General features: G+C 44.4%; 19 protein-coding genes. 6 read left to right on the top strand and 13 right to left on the bottom strand.

What is annotated here, in order from left to right:
- Positions 1-181 precede the first annotated feature (181 nt).
- The 5 genes from dnaX (at position 182) to ACT6R0_RS03975 (ending at position 4,418) form a co-directional block, all read left to right on the top strand.
- On the top strand, positions 182-1,267 hold the full coding sequence (dnaX, locus tag ACT6R0_RS03995) for a DNA polymerase III subunit gamma/tau (protein WP_444651504.1): 1,086 nt from the start codon (positions 182-184) through the stop codon (positions 1,265-1,267).
- A gap of 80 nt (positions 1,268-1,347) precedes the next feature.
- Positions 1,348-1,944, top strand: a complete 597-nt coding sequence (locus ACT6R0_RS03990; RefSeq protein ID WP_444651503.1) for a DNA polymerase III subunit gamma/tau — start codon at positions 1,348-1,350, stop codon at positions 1,942-1,944.
- Positions 1,945-1,995: 51 nt separating this feature from the next.
- The gene (locus ACT6R0_RS03985) at positions 1,996-2,619 is read left to right on the top strand and encodes a hypothetical protein (protein ID WP_444651501.1); all 624 of its coding nucleotides are present in this window, start codon (positions 1,996-1,998) and stop codon (positions 2,617-2,619) included.
- A gap of 21 nt (positions 2,620-2,640) precedes the next feature.
- Complete coding sequence (locus ACT6R0_RS03980; RefSeq protein ID WP_444651499.1) at positions 2,641-3,423, top strand: hypothetical protein; 783 nt, start codon at positions 2,641-2,643, stop codon at positions 3,421-3,423.
- A 98-nt stretch (positions 3,424-3,521) separates the two neighbouring features.
- Positions 3,522-4,418 (top strand): bestrophin family protein, encoded by an 897-nt coding sequence (locus ACT6R0_RS03975; RefSeq protein ID WP_444651498.1) that lies wholly within the window; start codon positions 3,522-3,524, stop codon positions 4,416-4,418.
- On the opposite strand, the gene ACT6R0_RS03970 is transcribed toward ACT6R0_RS03975, so the two are convergent.
- The 11 genes from ACT6R0_RS03970 to pyrR all read right to left on the bottom strand — a co-directional run bounded on the left by ACT6R0_RS03970 (position 4,406) and on the right by pyrR (position 13,547).
- On the bottom strand, positions 4,406-5,032 hold the full coding sequence (locus ACT6R0_RS03970) for an XAC2610-related protein (RefSeq protein WP_444651496.1): 627 nt from the start codon (positions 5,030-5,032) through the stop codon (positions 4,406-4,408). The two genes, ACT6R0_RS03975 and ACT6R0_RS03970, sit on opposite strands and share 13 nt — an antisense overlap.
- The gene (locus ACT6R0_RS03965; RefSeq protein WP_444651494.1) at positions 5,032-5,553 is read right to left on the bottom strand and encodes an O-acetyl-ADP-ribose deacetylase; all 522 of its coding nucleotides are present in this window, start codon (positions 5,551-5,553) and stop codon (positions 5,032-5,034) included. Before ACT6R0_RS03965 ends, ACT6R0_RS03970 begins: the two co-directional genes overlap by 1 nt.
- Complete coding sequence (locus tag ACT6R0_RS03960) at positions 5,550-6,440, bottom strand: Ppx/GppA phosphatase family protein (RefSeq protein ID WP_444651493.1); 891 nt, start codon at positions 6,438-6,440, stop codon at positions 5,550-5,552. Before ACT6R0_RS03960 ends, ACT6R0_RS03965 begins: the two co-directional genes overlap by 4 nt.
- A 49-nt stretch (positions 6,441-6,489) precedes the next feature.
- Positions 6,490-8,619 carry a polyphosphate kinase 1 gene (gene ppk1 / locus ACT6R0_RS03955; RefSeq protein WP_444651491.1) on the bottom strand — a complete coding sequence of 710 codons (2,130 nt, stop codon included), beginning with the start codon at positions 8,617-8,619 and terminating at the stop codon, positions 6,490-6,492.
- Positions 8,585-9,106, bottom strand: coding sequence for a SixA phosphatase family protein (locus tag ACT6R0_RS03950; protein WP_444651489.1), 522 nt, complete (start codon positions 9,104-9,106; stop codon positions 8,585-8,587). The genes ppk1 and ACT6R0_RS03950 overlap by 35 nt, the downstream gene beginning before the upstream one ends.
- 99 nt (positions 9,107-9,205) lie before the next feature.
- Positions 9,206-9,850 (bottom strand): pyridoxamine 5'-phosphate oxidase, encoded by a 645-nt coding sequence (gene pdxH / locus ACT6R0_RS03945; protein WP_444651487.1) that lies wholly within the window; start codon positions 9,848-9,850, stop codon positions 9,206-9,208.
- A gap of 15 nt (positions 9,851-9,865) precedes the next feature.
- Positions 9,866-10,582, bottom strand: coding sequence for a hypothetical protein (locus ACT6R0_RS03940; RefSeq protein WP_444651485.1), 717 nt, complete (start codon positions 10,580-10,582; stop codon positions 9,866-9,868).
- A 21-nt stretch (positions 10,583-10,603) separates the two neighbouring features.
- Positions 10,604-11,509 carry a ribonuclease Z gene (locus ACT6R0_RS03935; RefSeq protein WP_444651483.1) on the bottom strand — a complete coding sequence of 302 codons (906 nt, stop codon included), beginning with the start codon at positions 11,507-11,509 and terminating at the stop codon, positions 10,604-10,606.
- 72 nt (positions 11,510-11,581) lie between these two features.
- Positions 11,582-11,914, bottom strand: a complete 333-nt coding sequence (locus tag ACT6R0_RS03930; RefSeq protein WP_444651482.1) for a ribonuclease Z — start codon at positions 11,912-11,914, stop codon at positions 11,582-11,584.
- A 148-nt stretch (positions 11,915-12,062) separates the two neighbouring features.
- Positions 12,063-12,992, bottom strand: coding sequence for an aspartate carbamoyltransferase catalytic subunit (locus ACT6R0_RS03925; protein ID WP_444651480.1), 930 nt, complete (start codon positions 12,990-12,992; stop codon positions 12,063-12,065).
- A gap of 21 nt (positions 12,993-13,013) precedes the next feature.
- Entirely contained in the window at positions 13,014-13,547 is a 534-nt protein-coding gene (pyrR, locus tag ACT6R0_RS03920; RefSeq protein WP_444651478.1) for a bifunctional pyr operon transcriptional regulator/uracil phosphoribosyltransferase PyrR, read from the bottom strand.
- A gap of 353 nt (positions 13,548-13,900) precedes the next feature.
- Between pyrR and ACT6R0_RS03915 the strand changes: the two genes are divergently transcribed.
- On the top strand, positions 13,901-14,068 hold the full coding sequence (locus ACT6R0_RS03915) for a hypothetical protein (protein ID WP_265173047.1): 168 nt from the start codon (positions 13,901-13,903) through the stop codon (positions 14,066-14,068).
- Positions 14,069-14,094: 26 nt separating this feature from the next.
- Here the strand turns inward: ACT6R0_RS03915 and ACT6R0_RS03910 are convergent, their stop codons facing one another.
- The gene (locus ACT6R0_RS03910) at positions 14,095-15,750 is read right to left on the bottom strand and encodes a WG repeat-containing protein (RefSeq protein ID WP_444651476.1); all 1,656 of its coding nucleotides are present in this window, start codon (positions 15,748-15,750) and stop codon (positions 14,095-14,097) included.
- Positions 15,751-15,794: 44 nt separating this feature from the next.
- Positions 15,795-17,417, bottom strand: a complete 1,623-nt coding sequence (locus ACT6R0_RS03905) for an ABC-F family ATP-binding cassette domain-containing protein (RefSeq protein WP_444651475.1) — start codon at positions 17,415-17,417, stop codon at positions 15,795-15,797.
- Positions 17,418-17,450: the final 33 nt, after the last annotated feature.

Below are 17,450 nucleotides of genomic sequence, written 5' to 3'. Positions count from 1 at the left end.
AACACAATCAAATGTTTATATTTTGAGTGAAGTTCAATTGTATCTGAAATAATTTAGAGGTAAAGAGTGTATTTCAATTTGGAATATACACTCTGAATCTGAAATAATTTAGAGAAAAAGAGTGAAGCTCAATCTGAATTCTGAAATCTAAAATCTGAAATAATTCCCTATATTTGCCCTAATGGAACAATTCATCGTATCAGCCCGCAAGTACCGCCCACAGACCTTTAAGGATGTCGTGGGGCAGCAGGCCATTACCAATACGCTGCTGAATGCCATTGAAAGTAACCACCTCGCACAGGCACTGCTTTTTACAGGTCCGCGCGGTGTAGGCAAGACCACCTGTGCGCGCATCCTTGCCCGCAAGATCAACCAGGAAGGTTATGACGACCCGTATGAGGATTTCGCGTTTAATGTGTTCGAGCTCGATGCCGCCTCCAACAACTCCGTAGACGATATCCGCAGCCTTATCGATCAGGTACGCATACCTCCCCAGACAGGCAAATACAAAGTATACATCATTGACGAGGTGCACATGCTCTCCCAAGCGGCCTTCAACGCATTCCTGAAAACGCTGGAAGAACCGCCGAGGCATGCAATATTCATACTCGCTACTACTGAAAAGCACAAGATCATCCCGACCATATTGTCGCGATGCCAGATATTCGATTTTAAGCGCATAACGGTTAAGGATGCCAAGGAACATCTTGCCGATGTGGCCAGGAGCCAGGGCATTACCTTTGAGGACGACGCATTGCACATCATTGCCCAAAAGGCCGATGGCGCCATGCGTGACGCGCTCTCCATATTCGACCGTGTGGTAAGCTATTGCGGCAACAACCTCACGCGCCAGGCCGTTACCGAGAACCTGAACGTGCTCGACTACGAATATTATGTAAAGGTGACCGACCTGATCCTGGAGAACCGCATTCCGGACTTGTTGCTTACCTACAACGATATTCTGGCGAAAGGCTTTGATGGTCATCATTTTATCGCGGGCCTTGCCTCGCATTTCCGTGACCTGCTGGTGTGCAGGAACCCGGCTACGCTGGTATTGCTCGAAGCGGGCGAAATCGCTCAGCAATTGTACCGAATGCAGTCGCAAAAGGCATCGCAGGAATTCCTTTTACAGGGTATTGACATTGCCAACGAATGCGACCTGAAATATAAAGTGAGCCAGAACCAAAGGCTCCTTGTCGAACTTTGCCTTATGCAGCTTGCCTCTATCACTTTTGATGGAGAAAAAAAAAAGCTGACCAATTTATAATCCCACCCCATTATTTTAAGGATAACGCGCCCGCTATCAAGGTCAGGGAGGAAGGAACTATTGTAGCCGCCCCCGAAGTTGTGGTGGAGACCGTAGCTGTTACTGTAACGGAAACCCCTGCGCCTATCGTTCCAATGCCTGCCGCGGAACTTGAAGTGGATACTCCAGAAGTCGTACAGCCGCCTGCCCCAAAAAAGGAAGATGATAGCGATGTAAGGATATCGGCATTTTCACTGGCAGGCCTTCGCAAAAAGAAGGAATTGCAGGAAAGCCAGCGTGCCCAGATACGTAATGTGGACGAACTGCCTCGCGAAGCCTTCAACGAGACCGACATGCGCCTGCAATGGAACAGGTTCGCCCAGCGCCTTAGCGACAACGGCCAAAAGATCATGGCGACCTACATGCAGATCAATGACCCTGTGCTGGATGATGACGGTGTTACAATACGCCTGGAACTACCCAATGCGGGTTCCAAGGTAGACTTCGACAACAACAAGCATGAACTGCTGGGTTACCTTCGTGGCAAGCTGCACAACCATGATATTGTGATCGAGGTACACGTTAACGAAGTTGTTTCCACACGGCACGCCTTTACCCCTCAGGAAAAATTCGATAAGCTCAAGGCAATTAATCCGGCGGTAGAAACGTTAAGGAAGATGTTCGACCTGGATTTTTAATTTCAAATACAGGCTATTTTTAAATTATTATATTTGATAAAATTCAGCCTGATGAAAAAGTACCTTATAATAATTACAGTTTTATTTTTTAGCCTGTATACCCATGGTCAAACGGCTAAAAAAGAATATTTACTTGACGAAAATAATAAACCAATCACCGAAAGTATCTTTAAAAGTAAAATTGGCAGTAGTGACTATCACTACGTACTGCTTGAAACTGATTCGACTCTGACGGCCAAATTGATCCTCAGAGACCAATATGGCAGTATTACTCCTGAAAAGAGAAATGAAATTATACAATACCTTACGGGAATCTCAGGTATAAAGATTAGTGATGACCAAATCATAGTGGTTAACTTTTATTACAAGGATCCGGAAACTTCTGCAAACAAAAGGTATGGGTCATGTATCGACCATTATACTGATGACAGGAAATACCTACGCTTTTTTAAAAACAATCCCGCAGCCGTCCAATTTTTCATTACAGCAAAAGATTACGTTTATAGCAAAAATAAAACTCTTGAAGACAAAGGCCGAATATTTCAGGATGGGTTTTTTTTCTATGGTGGACACTGTGGCAATTATATCATAATAAAGCCAGATGGGAGTTATTATAAGAGGATTGGTGAATACAGGCAGGATGAGATACCTGGCAAAATCGAAAAGGGGTTCTAATTTATAGCCGTAAATTCAAAAATGAAATACTCAGTTTGTGCTTTTTTACTCATATTGCTCCTCTCCTGCAAGAGCAAAATACCTATACATAACGAGCCTACTGCTCCGGCAGATACCCTCCAAACATTCACCGTTACTCCTGAAAATATAATGGCAGCTTCGGTATATATTCCTGATAAGGATATGAATTTTAATGAGGTTCAGCACAATGCCGACAGCATACTTGCCTCGCACTTGCAAATAGAAATGATAGACAAAAAGCTGTTCGAAACACAACAGGGAACTGCCGTGAGCTTTTGGGAGGAAGATGCCAAAAGTGTGGTAAAGATCGACACGGTGCTTACTGTAAAAACGAGGGACACTGTCCTGACATTCATCGATGACCTGACCGACACCGAAATGCACCGCACCTTCAGTTATGAAGGCCGCCTGCCGGTCATCAACCACTTTGTGGTATTAGGCACGTATTATGAAGATTACGGGTATATGCTTTTCGAGTCGGACACAGGCTATATTACATCTACCTACCAGTCATTCCCACTCATCTCACCGGATAAAAAATTCGTTGTTTCGATCTATGCGGACATTTACTCGCCGGGATCGGGAGAGTTGAGTATTGAAAAGATCGAAGGCGGGGAGATCATTCCATTAGTGAATGCCAGCTTTACTAACTGGATGCCGCAGGAGTCATTTTTTGGGGCTGACGGGTACTTGTATGTTTCGGTAAACCATCCTTCGCAATACTGGAAGGCAGATGGTGACATAAATGATGTGCATCAGTATATGAGGATAAAAATATTATAGCCTGCAATCGTTATGTGAATATTTTTATAAATGTTTTCCTGCTAATAAACCAAAATCGATTTTTTATCTAATTTTAAGTTGCAATTAAAATGTAACTTATGCTTGTAGATAAAAGGCTTCCACTAAAATACATTATCCGGATGGTACGCTATGAGATGATCATTGTCATCATGATCGGTACTATTATCCATTTTATAGCCCAGATAGCAGGCCCTTATATTCCCGAGATGCCCCTCACGATTGCTACGTTCCTCGGTACGGCCATATCGGTATTGTTGTCATTCAAAATGAGCCAGTCATATGATCGCTGGTGGGAAGCCCGAAAAATATGGGGTGCCATTGTGAACGATTCCCGAAGCTTTGTATTGCAGCTACAGGGTTTCCTTAAAGGGGAAGACCTTAAGCCTGTGATAAAGGAAATGGCCTACCGCCAGATCGCATGGTGCTATTGCCTGGGCCAGTCGCTAAGGGGTATGCCTCCGCTCAGCAGCTGCGAAGATGTACTTACACCGGAGGATCAAAAACGAATATTCATGTTCAGGAATAAGCCGTTGGCACTATTACAGCTTAATGTCCTTGAGATCAAAAGGCTGCGGCTACAGGAAGAACTTTCGGATTTTGAGAACATACAGCTCAACAGCACCTGCGTACGCTTCTCTGACAGCATGGGCGCGGCAGAACGCATTAATAATACTGTATTCCCAACCATCTACCGGATGTTCCTTCACTTTACCATCTACCTGTTTTGCGTGATACTTTCCATTGCATTAAAGGACATTTGGCTTGTTTATGAGATCCCACTGCTATTGCTCATCTCATTCGTTTTCTTTACCCTCGAAAAAACGGCGTACTACCTGCAGGACCCGTTCCGCAACAGGCCGAGCGACGTGCCGGTGACCGCCATTGCAAGGACGATAGAGATCAATATAAGGCAATTGCTCAATGAAGAAGAATTGCCTGAACCGATCACTAAAGATGACTTTTATATAATGTAGCTTATTTTTTTTCCGCCTATAAACCTATGGCTTATCTGTTTCCATCTACCTGGCCTGGGATCAAGTTTGTAAACCGTTTCACTAACTGAATAGGCACTGGCATGGACAAGGGTTGTGAGCGTTTGTTTTTTAGCATTTATTTCCGTCTGGAAAAATATCATTTCTTTGGAAAGAAAATCATTAATTATGAATTTTCCGTTTTTGTCCTGAAGGTAATAATTATATAAAGGACCTCCATTGCCTCCTTCTTCCCATTTTATGGCAAGGTCGTCCTGCCTGTCAAAATTCAGATCGGCCACAATTATGTCACCGTGATCATTGTCAACGATCTGCCTGTTTATATTAAAACTGGTCCTGTAGGACATTGATCCGGAGTGATCGGTGAACGATCTATCATAAAGTACTCCGGCACGAATAATTATGTCCTGGGCTTTCTTGGTCACCTTAATGATGGCTTTAACATATAGCCAACGTTCCGGATGCCCTTTTTCTTCACCCGCCTTCTCTTCCACAGAAATACTAAGATCATACTTATCCGAAAGCTTGGTATTGAGGTAATTTTGCCCGAAACCAAAAAACGGTATCAATAGTAACAAGTGAAATATTTTTTCCATTAGTCTTTAAGCAGGTTTTTATAAATGGAATAATTCTCATCATCGAAGCAAACGAAGATCACCTCTGATATTGTATCATTTGCTTTCAAAAAATCCTTTATCGAAGTAATTGCGATCTCAGCGGCCAATTGCTTTGGAAAATGATATATTCCCGTACTGATGTTAGGAAAAGCAATTGTAGTTATCCTATTTTCAACTGCAAGTCTAAGGCTATTGTTATAGGCATTCGCCAAAAGCCTTTCCTCACCGCTCTTGCCACCATTCCAGACAGGGCCTACAGTATGGATCACGTATTTTGAAGGCAGGTTACCCCCGGTTGTAATAACTGCCTCCCCTGTCTTGCATCCTCCCTGGCGGTTACGGATAGCGACGCATTCTTCTAATATCGCTTTACCGCCCGCCTTGTGAATGGCTCCATCCACCCCGCCGCCGCCAAGCAATGACGAGTTGGCCGCATTGACGATGGCATCGATCCTCATTTTAGTGATATCGCCTTTTATGAGTGATATTTTTGGTATCATATCTTTCCGTAATACATCGCTTTTACGATACCATCCGAAAGCCCGATCTTGGGCACATAGATATTGCGTGCACCGCTCCACTTCATGGCATTCAGGTAAATGCGAGCGGCATAGATGATAACGTCGGCACGGTCTGGGTTGAGGCTAAGTTCGGAGATTCGCTGCTCATAGCTCAGGCTGTTAAGGAACTGGTACTGTGAGTTCACATAAAAATAAGACAGCGGCTTTTCCTGTGCCTTGCCCGACATTTTGAATATCTTATTGATATTACCGCCCGACCCGATAAGGGTAACACTTTCGTACGGCTCGACTATCTGTTTGATCCATTTCTCGATCTCGTGCCAAACAACATCATTAACCATATTATTGAGCAGGCGCACGGTACCGTTCTTGAACGATTTTGCCGCCACGATCTTTCCTCCTGTAAATAGCGAAAATTCGGTACTGCCGCCACCTACGTCCACAAAAAGGTACGTATGGTCGGGCTTTAGGAATTCATGGAGGTCGGTCGCCGCGATGATGGCCGCTTCCTTCCTGCCGTCTATGATCTCTATTTTAATGCCTGCCTCACGCTCAATGGTATCCACCACATCTTTAGCATTATCTGCCTCCCGCATGGCCGATGTTGCACATGCCATGAAGCGTTCCACACCATGCACCTTCATCAACAGCCTGTACGCCGTCATGGCATCTACCATGCGCTCAATGTTCTCATCGGATATTTCGCCCACGGTAAAGGCATCCTGGCCAAGGCGTATCGGCACACGCACCAGCGAGCTTTTATTGAACTGCGTTTCTTTTCCTTCCTGCTCTACAATGTTGCATACCAGCATCCGCATGGCATTGGACCCGATATCTATTGCGGCATATTTTTTTATACTGATCATTCTCTGAAAAAAGGTTCTTATCAATTAATGAACTTATTGACCTCACGCTTTATAGTTGTTCGTATATCACATCCAGCTTATTCCTGAAATAATTATAGGTTTCGAGCTGCGCCCTGAAGGGCTTCTGGTCGGGTTTTTTCCTGTATTTGTTCTCGAGCGTTTCACTATGAAGGCGGGCCTTTACATTGGCCTTCCACCCTATTTCGAATACCTCAAGCATTTCCTGCTTTATCTCGCTGTCATATATTGGGCAGGTCACCTCTACGCGGGCATCAAGGTTGCGCGTCATGAAGTCGGCCGAAGAGATGAATACCTCCGGGTCGCCTCCATTGGCAAATATGTATACCCTGCTATGCTCCAAATAATTGTCAACAATGCTTATTGCCTCAATATTCTCACTCATCCCCTCCACACCGGGTATCAGGCAGCAAATGCCGCGTATGATGAGCTGTATCCTCACGCCCTCCCTGCTGGCCTCATATAGCTTATCGATCATCCTGTAATCGGTAAGGCTGTTCATCTTCAGTTTTATATAGGCCTCCTTACCGGCAATGGCGTTGAGTATCTCCCTGTCTATCAGCTTGTAAAATTTGCTGCGCGTGTAATGCGGCGAAACAAACAAATGCCTGTAGCGGTGCACGCGGTAATTGACCTCGAAGAAATCAAATATCTTACCGGCCTCCTTCATAATGGCCGCATGGCTTGTAAAAAGCGTCACATCGGTATATATCCTGGCGGTCGACTCATTAAAGTTACCGGTAGATACAAAACCATAACGCTTTAGCTTACCTGATTCAATGCGCTCTACCACGCATATTTTACTGTGCACTTTCAGGCCTTTCACCCCAAAAATAAGGTTGATGCCTTCGGTCTGCATCAGCTCGGCGTATGATATGTTGCTGGCCTCGTCAAAGCGCGCCTGCAGCTCTATCTGTACCGTAACTTTTTTGCCGTTCTTGGCAGCGTTGATCAGCGAGCTTATGATCTGAGAGTTCTTCGCCAGCCTGTACAGTGTGATCTTTATACTGATGACCTTTGGGTCGAGCGCGGCCTCACGCAGGAATTTGATCACGTACGAAAAGGACTGGTACGGCGTGTTGATCATGTAATCCTTGTGCTTCAGCCTTTGTATGATGCTCCCCTCAAGGCTCAGCCCCGTGACCGGAAGCGGCACATTTTGCTGGTAAAGCAAGTCCTGCCTGCCAAGGCTCGGGAAATCCATGTAGTCGCGGCGGTTGTGATAACGGCCTCCGGGTATGATACTGTCGGAGGAATCGATCTCCATCCTCGTAAGGAAAAACTCGAGCGTATCAGCATCGATCGACTGGTCGTATACAAAACGTACGGGCTCGCCAATGCGCCTTTCCTTTACGCTGGTCGATATCTTTTCCATGAGGCTTTTGCTCTGGTCGCTATCTATTTCCAACTCAGCATCGCGCGTGATCTTGATCATGTGCGCGGAGATGCTCTGGTAATGAAATACATTAAAGATGCTATGCAGGTTAAGGCGTATAACATCGTCAAGCATAATGATGTACTTCTTCTCGTTGTTTGACGGAAGCTGTACGAACCTGTTAACTGTTTTCGGCATTTCTATAACGGCGTAGCGCACCTCCTCACCCGTTCCATCATCGTCGTCTTTGTCCCCGTCGGCAAGGCCATCATAGTGCGGCTTCATCACAAGCTTTATCGCTAAGTATCCTGATGTATCTTTCAGTATCGGGAATTCATCCAGGTCGTTAAGGATAATCGTCACAAGTTCCGGACTTACTTTTTGGATAAAGAAGTCCTTAATGAAAAGTTCCTGCTCTTTATTGATCTGGGCTTCATTGAGCATAAAGATATTCTCCTTCTCCAGTTCCTTTTCGATCACGCTGAGGATACGGAGGGAGTCTGACTGCTGTTCGATCACGATCTCTGTGATCTCCTTCAGCAGCTTTTGAGCCGATATGCCCCCTAATATTTTTTCGCCGGTTTGCCCTTCCAGGCTCAGGCGGCGGATGGCAGCATAGCGTACCCTGAAAAATTCGTCGAAGTTATTTGAAAATATCCCTAAAAAACGGAGCCTGTCTAACAACGGCACATTATCGTCTCCAGCTTCCTGCAATACCCTTGCGTTAAATGCCAGCCAGCTTTTTTCCCTGTCAATGTACCTGTTTACCGGTGAGTGGTGAATCATGCTTTTTTAATTCTCTTGGAAATAACGTTTTCTTTATTTTGCCTTTTCGTATGTCCTTCCAGTCATTTTCGTCAAATGACAGCGATACGAATCCCGCCGTAGGCACATTGTCTAAAGCGTGGTTCCCAAAGGTATTAACAAAATTAGTAATAGCGTCGTTATGTCCAAAAAGAATTAGGTTATCAAATTGGTTATCGCACGATCTTATGATGCTTGCCAGCTTTTTTTCATCAAAAGTGTACAGGTCGTCATTAAAGATAATAGTGTCAATAGGTATCGAAAGGTTCTCAGCAAAAATATAGGCGGTGTTCTTGGCCCGTTGCGCAGTGCTGCTCCATACGATGAACGACTTCGGAAGGAACTCATCTACCTCGCCGGCCATCAGGTGCGCGTCATTGATCCCGCGATTGGAAAGAGGACGGTCTTTATCCGACAGCGGAGCATCCCAGCTTGATTTCGCATGTCGGATCAGGATTAAATTTTTCATACGTCGAGGTTTAAGTTTTGTGTATCAATAATTTAAATGTCTAAAAAAATACGAAGCGAATCTCCCTACGAAATGTTAATTCGATATTAAAATTTCCGTTTATGGGGCCAGCCTGTCGGTTCTCCACGAATGATCTTCCTGTAATTTGTAACGTATCCTGTCGTGCAGGCGGTTTGGCCTTCCCTGCCAGAATTCCATTTCAACAGGCTTTACGATGTATCCGCCCCAATATTCAGGCCGCGGTATCTCTTTGCCTTGATATCCATGCTCCAGCTCTTTCAGGTTATTCTCCAAATATTCACGCGATGGGATCACTTCACTTTGCGGCGATACCACAGCACCCAGCCTGCTGCCTTCGGGACGGCTCTCAAAATAACCGTCGGAAACATTGGCCGCTACTTTTTCGGCCACGCCCTTTATGATGACCTGCCTTTCCAGTTCATGCCAAAAAAAAGACAAGCATAAATTCGGGTTAGCCGCAATAGCTTTCCCTTTCTCCGAATTATAATTGGTGTAAAAAATAAAACCTTCGTAAGTAAACTGCTTCAGCAGCACCACACGCGACTTTGGGAAGCCATCCAGCCCGATGGTCGAAACCGTCATGGCGTTTACCTCGGCGGCGGTGCCAAAATCTTCCACCTCCTTAAACCAATCCCGGAAAAGTGTTATCGGGCCGTCAGGTAGGTTATCTTCTGTTAGCTGGCTTTTTTCGTAAGAGCGGCGGTAGTTGCTTAAGTCGTTCATTTTTTATTTAAGATTTCAACGTTCATTTACAATTGAGACCGATAATATCTTCCCGGTATCTCCCTCAAGTAAGTAACTATTTTTCTTTTCAGGATCATTACTATCGTATTCAATTAACCAATAGTATTTACCATGATCAAATTCAGCATTGATTATGGAAGTGCCTTTTGTAATTCCACTAACAAGTTGGGTACTAATCGGAATATTGTGCTCATTACAAAATTTAAGTACTTTTTTATAATTATACTTAAAATGTTTATCGTTATCTATAACTTTAATAAGATCGCCTTTTTCACCATATATATAACTTTTTCCGATTAAAAAACCCAAACGTGAAAAAATGCCTTTAGACTCCAACATCCCATTACTTTTAAATTGCCTTGAGATCCCGATCAACGGATTCAAAGAGAAATCAGATGAAAATACTATATTCCCATTGCCCCCATAAGCTCTTATAAGTTGTTCACCAAATTCGTTATACTCCACATAGTCATACCATGTTGATACAATATTTATTTTATTATCGCCTCTAAAAATAGTTCTTTTTACAGTGTCGCCGGGAGTGGTAAAAAAATAAGGGTGATCTGACATCTTTTCATGAGATCTATCAATTCGTGGTATAATAAGAGCTACTGTTTTTGAATGATAATCTTCTACTTTTATTTTAATGGGGGTGCATGACGCCAAAAGTAAAAGTATAACCAAGGCTTTAATCAATGATAGATAATTCATAACGTAAGGCTTGTAAATATATTAAAACTCAAAAACCTTCCCATCATCTGCTAATTCGACATTTTCAAAAACTGTCTTAGCTTCTTCCTTAAACAATTCTATCGAGCTGTACCGCGTCGAAAAATGTCCCAGCACCAGTTGCTTCACATTTGCCATTTTAGCGATCGTAGCGGCTTGTTTTGCGGTGGTATGCATTGTCTTGTCGCATAAATGCGCTTCAGACTCGAGAAAGGTGCTTTCGTGGTACACCACATCCACATCTTTTATTAGCGGGACGATGCTTTCATCATATACCGTATCGGAGCAGAACGCATAACTTTTTGGTGCGGGCGGGTCAAATGTAAGTTCGGCGTTCGGGATCACCCTGCCGTCGTCGAGCTTTATATCGCCGCCATTCTTTATTTTTTGGTAATACACCATGTCAATGCCATAGTTCTCAACGGCTTCAATATTTAGCTTGCGCTCGCCCGGTTTTTCGCGAAAAAGGAAACCATTGGTATACACCCTGTGTTTGAGGGGAATGGTTGAGACCGTTACTTTTTTATCTTCATATATGATCTCCGGCTCCTTACCTTCCAATTCATGGAAATACAGGTTATAACCCGTCCATGAGTTAGAAAGCTTCAACTGCAAAAGAATGATCTCCTTTACACCTTTAGGCCCATATACATGGAGGTCGGTTTGCCTGTTGAGCAGTGAAAATGTCGAGATAAGCCCTATAAGCCCATAAAAATGGTCGCCGTGAAGGTGCGAGATGAATACGTGGTTTATCTTTGAGAACCGCAGCTTGTTCTTGCGTAACTGCACCTGTGTGCCTTCTCCACAGTCAATCAGGAACATCCTTTCCTTCATTTCCAACACCTGCGAGGTTGGATTGGTCATTGTACGTGGTGTCGCGGCGTAGCAGCCAAGGATAGTAAGGTTCATTTTGTTTCAGGTTCAAGGTTTCAGGTTGCCCCTGTAACCGGTAAACCTCAATATTAAATTTTTAATATTAAATTAAAAGCCCAGGTCGCGCTCGATCTCTTCCATCTCGATAATGTCGTTGGCTTCAAGCAATGTGGGTACTACCACCATTTCCTCAGGAAGTTCATTAAAGTCGACATCATTGGCTACCAGCACGAACGACTTCTTAGCCTTGCGGTGCTTGTTGGACAGCGACAGGAAGGTCAGTACCGTATCAAGCGAAATGTCATTATCGCTGGTCAGGTCCAGGATCAGGTTCTTTTCTTTAAAGGTAGTATACCCGGCGGTAACTTTCGCAAGGAATGCGGCCACATCACCCTGTGTATCTTTTATGATCACGGTATGCCCTTTTTCTTCTACTTTCATTTTGGGACAGATTAGATTTTTAGATTTTGGATCTTTAGTCCGAACGCTAAGGTACAAAGATCGCAGTTATCCGGATTATTGTTTTAAATATTTTATGACACTCCATGAACAACTGTAAACTGTAAACCGTTAACTGTAAATTTTTAAACTACTGCTTTATTTTCGAGGCCAGCAGATAGATCACTGCCATGCGTACTGCTACGCCATTCTCCACCTGTTCCAGTATTACCGACTGCTGCGAATCGGCCACGTCGCTGGTGATCTCCACGCCACGGTTTATAGGGCCGGGGTGCATGATCACGATCTCTTTGTCCAATGAATCCAGGAACGCTTTATCAAGGCCATACTGCTGAGCATATTCTCGTGTGGACGGAAAATAGTTCACATCCAGCCTTTCGTTCTGCACACGTAGCATATTGGCTACATCGGCCCATTCAAGGGCTTTGCGGAGGTTCGGCTCCACTTTAACGCCCAGTGACTCCACATAACGCGGGATAAGCGTTTTCGGGCCGCATACCTTTACTTCTGCTCCCTGCATCTGTAAGGCATAAATGTTGGAAAGCGCTACCCTCGAGTGCAGGATGTCGCCTACGATAACCACTTTCTTCCCTTCTACCCCGCCCAGCTTCTCGCGGATGGTGTAAGAATCCAACAATCCCTGCGTAGGATGCTCGTGTGCGCCGTCGCCTGCATTTACGATGCTGGCATTCACGTTGCGCGACAGGAAGTGTGCCGCGCCGGGTCTTTCATGGCGCATGACCACCATGTCGACCTTCATCGACAGGATGTTATTTACGGTATCAATGAGCGTTTCTCCTTTTTTAACCGACGATTGTGCCGCCGAAAAGCTGATCACATCGGCAGAGAGCCTTTTTTGCGCCAGTTCGAACGATAGCTTTGTTCGGGTGCTGTTCTCGAAAAATATGTTGGCTATGGTAATATCCCTGAGTGACGGGACTTTTTTAATGGGCCGGTTGATGACTTCCTTAAACTGGTCGGCTGTCTCAAAAATGAGTTCTATATCACTCTTCGTGATGTATTTTATGCCGAGCAGGTGATCAACGCTTAGTTCTTTCATTGTGTTGTTGCTGTAGTTATATTATATCAAATAAACACCATCTTCGCCCTCCTTCTCCTTCCAGTGTACGCGGACCTTCTCATCGTTGATGGCATCTACCTGGCGGCCGCGGTAATCGGGCTGTATGGGCAGGTGGCGGCTGAAGCGGCGGTCGATGAGCACCAGCAACTCTATCTCTGACGGGCGCCCGAACGACTGTATCGCGGTAAGTGCAGCACGTATGCTCCTCCCGGTGTAAAGCACGTCGTCTATGAAGACCACTTTCCTGTCCTCTACCAAAAAGTCGATCTCAGTGCGGTTGGCTTCCAGCGGCTTGTCATGCCTGCGGAAGTCGTCACGGAAGAAGGTTATGTCCAAAAAACCGAGTTGGATCTCGGGCACATTGTATTCATCTTCCAGTATCTGCTTGATGCGCCTGGCAGGGAAACCGCCACGGGGCTGCAGCCCAATGAGCACGGTATTGGAAAAATCGAGGTGCTTTTCAATTAACTGGCAGGCCAAACGGTGTAGGATGATATTGACTTCGGTCGAAGTGAGCAATATTTTCTGGCTCATAATGCGGTGTTGTGTTTGGAGGGTAAATTTAGGGAAAAAAATTAAAGAAAATAACCTCCCGGATGCTGAATTAACCACATTGGGACATAGTAAAAAGGTAATTCAGATCAAGCCGGAGAATAAATGTCCGCACGTAGATGAAGTTAAGCTTCAAAGTTTGTGTTACTCTTCCCAATGCTTTCAACAGTACGTAAAACTATGTACCTATGCGGTAAAATTTTATTGTAATTTGTGTTTTAAGCAGTCAATATTGCACTTCTAATAAATCATAATCTCCTGCCAATTAATCCTATTTTAACAAAATCCTGTTTTTCCTACCGTAATTTTATGTAATAACCTAAAAGAACAAAACAATGAAAAACAGGATTTTCCATTTGGGTATTTTCGCGCTGTTGCTGGGAACCCTTACAAGCTGCGAGGTGATCGGCGATATTTTCCAGGCCGGAATGGCAGTGGGCATATTTATCGTAATTGCTGTAGTAGTATTGATCATCTGGCTGATAAGCAAGTTCAGGAAATAATAAAGGGCCGTGAAGGCCCTTTATTATTATTCCTTGTAATACAAAAACCCATCCTTTCGGGCATAGCAATACAAATCGCCGTCTTTATCTAAAAGGCCAACAAGCATGAGCCCTTTCTGACCCTGATAATTACTAATGTAATAGCCCGGCGGCTTTATAAACACAGGCGCTGTAAACAGTGGCGTATCTTTAGTGTATTCTTGGTAAAGTGCATATTTACCATCTTTTCCTAAAACAGTAAAATCACTTTCTCTAAAGCTGACATAATTCTTTTTGTTTTGATAGATGGTATCATAAACCGCTTCGAAGAGTATTTTTCCATTAATGTCAATGATGCCGTATTTACCATCTTTCAGTACGTTCCACCTGTTTTGTGCCATAGATCGTACAAAGCCGCTGTCATACCTGGATTTTTCAATGAATATGGAGTCGTAGACCATGGGTACGATTTCCTTTTCAAAAATATCAATGGTTCCGTATTTGGTACTGCCGTTCTTATCATTTCTTTTCCCCACAAAAAAGTTTAGTGGTTCCTTCGCGCCGCTGTACCACCTAAAAGGTTTTAAATAAGTATATCCCGGTTTGATCATCAGCGTATCCAAGAACACAATACCGTAAGTGCCTTCTTTTGTCTTAAAATGGGCAACATTGTTAAAACTGATCTTTGTACCATCATCGCAAACAAGATCATGGTACAGCCGTTCTTCTTTTATCCACTCCGTGACGTAAGGCAGTATGATCTTCTTCTCGACAATGCCGTCAGTACTGTTCATTTTCCTTGGATATTCAGTCGACTTAAAGTCTATTGTATTGCCCGTGACTTTAATTGAAGTGGTGTATGATCTTTTGCCGGATGATGGTGCTGCCTCTACATAAAGGTCGCCTGAGTGTGACCCAATGGATAAGTCTCCATCACCATAGTTTCCTCCTCCGCTGCCTGAACCATAACCTGATGACTGCTTTGGCTTTGTCGCGGGCGTGATATCCACTTTTATTTTGTTACCCGCAATGCTAAAGGTGTAGATCATTTCTTCTGCCGTACCTGTTTCATGCCCTTTAATATAATACTTAGCATTTGAAAAACTGCCGTCCCCATATAATGCAAGCTTATAATGATCTTTCAGGAGCCAGTTTGCAATGTCCTGCTTGTCTACATCATACGCAAAAATGCTTTTCTGCCTGTCAAAATTTTCAGAAATGAACAGCAGGTATTTTGCGTGGCCTTTATATTTACTGCTTACTCCCAGCGAATCAAACGCCCGCACGGTCCTGAAACCATCAGGGTACATATTTTTTCCGGAAAGGTTAAAGAGGAAGCTGGCTTCCCGTTTTTTCATCACCTGCTCATATTCCTGTTCAGAATACGACCCGCCTCCCGGAAGATCCCTCTTGCTTTGGGCAATGATGAATTTATTTTTTACGACATCAAATTCCCTGTAAGATCCTGATAATATCTCTTTTTTGTTATGGATCAATCCCAGCACATTGCCTTTCTTAAATCCATAATAGCCATCGGCAAGATTACTGCCTATAAAAACTTTATCATATTCGGCATTGACTGCCATTTTCCCATTCAGGTCAGATAGGCCCCATTTATCCTTTACACGATAAGGTACTAAAGCATTTTGGCTGTAGCCGGGTTGGAAAAGCAATATTACAATGAGCAGGCATATCTTTTTCATAAGCATAAAAAAATCCGTTTCGGCAAAGAAACGGATTAGTATAATTAGTTGTACATCCTGGCACGAAGCTCTTTTACTTTCTCATCATCAAGATAATCATCAAACGTCATGTAGCGGTCGATAACGCCGTTCGGGGTGATCTCCAGCACGCGGTTGGCAACGGTTTGCGCGAATTCGTGGTCATGCGTGGTAAACAGCACCGAACCCTTAAAGTTCTTCAGCGAGTTGTTGAACGCCGTGATCGACTCAAGGTCAAGGTGGTTGGTAGGCTCATCGAGCATCAGTACATTGGCGCGGAGCATCATCATGCGCGAAAGCATACAGCGTACTTTTTCACCTCCCGAAAGTACCCTTCCGGTCTTCAGCGCTTCCTCTCCACTGAAGATCATCTTACCAAGGAACCCGCGGATATACACCTCATCACGCTCCTCCTCTGTCTTGGCCCACTGGCGAAGCCAGTCCACCAGGGTAAGGTCGTTCTCAAAGAATTCGTGGTTATCGGCAGGTAGGTAGGACTGGATGGTAGTGATACCCCAATCGAACGTACCGCTGTCCGGAGTCATATTACCATTCAATATTTCGTAAAAGGCAGATGTAGCGCGTGAATCTTTAGAGAACACGACGATCTTATCGCCTTTGGCCATGTTCAGGTCAACATTCCTGAACAATACCTCTCCGTCTACAGATGCGCTAAGGTCTTTCACGTTAAGTATCTGGTCGCCGGCCTCACGTTCCTGTTCGAATATGATGGCAGGGTAACGACGGCTCGATGGTTTGATGTCATCTACCTTAAGCTTCTCAAGCATTTTCTTACGGCTGGTAGCCTGCTTGGACTTAGCAACGTTGGCGCTGAACCGCATGATGAATTCCTGAAGCTCTTTCTTCTTCTCATCAGCTTTCTTATTCTGCTGGGCCCTTTGCCTCGCTGCCAATTGGCTCGACTCATACCAGAAGGTATAATTGCCAGAGAAATGGTTTATCTTACTAAAATCGATATCCGAAATATGCGTACATACGGCATCCAGGAAGTGGCGGTCGTGCGATACTACTATTACGGTCTTATCATAGTTGGCAAGGAAATTTTCCAGCCATCCTATGGTTTCAAAGTCAAGGTCGTTGGTAGGTTCGTCCATGATCAGCACATCAGGCGCGCCAAAAAGGGCCTGCGCCAATAGCACGCGTACTTTCAGCTTGCTGTCCATGTCGCCCATTAATGTATAGTGGTATTCCTCACCTATACCCAGGTTGGAAAGCATCGCCGCAGCATCAGAGTCGGCATTCCAGCCATTCATCTCTTCAAATATTATTTGCAGCTCACCTACCCTATCGCCATCTTTATCAGAGAAATCAGGCTTAAGGTAGATGTCATCCATTTCCTTTTTAACGGCAAAAAGGGTTTTATTGCCCATCATAACCGTTTCAAGCACGGTATGCTCATCGAACATATTGTGGTTCTGGTTCAGTACCGACATCCTTTTGCCTGGCTCAAGGTGCACGCGGCCTGAGGTAGGATCGATGTCGCCCGCAAGTATTTTAAGGAAAGTAGACTTACCGGCACCGTTAGCGCCGATGATACCGTAGCAGTTGCCTTCGGTAAAGGAGGTATTCACTTCGTCGAACAGTATCCGCTTGCCGAACTGTACCGATAAATTTGAAACTGATAGCATTTTAAAAAATTTTTGCGAAAATACAAAATTTAA

Origin of the sequence: Flavobacterium sp. (genome assembly GCF_052437795.1) — a bacterium.
Classification (GTDB): Bacteria; Bacteroidota; Bacteroidia; order Flavobacteriales; family Flavobacteriaceae; genus Flavobacterium.
This window is presented reverse-complemented; position numbering and strand designations above follow the sequence as displayed.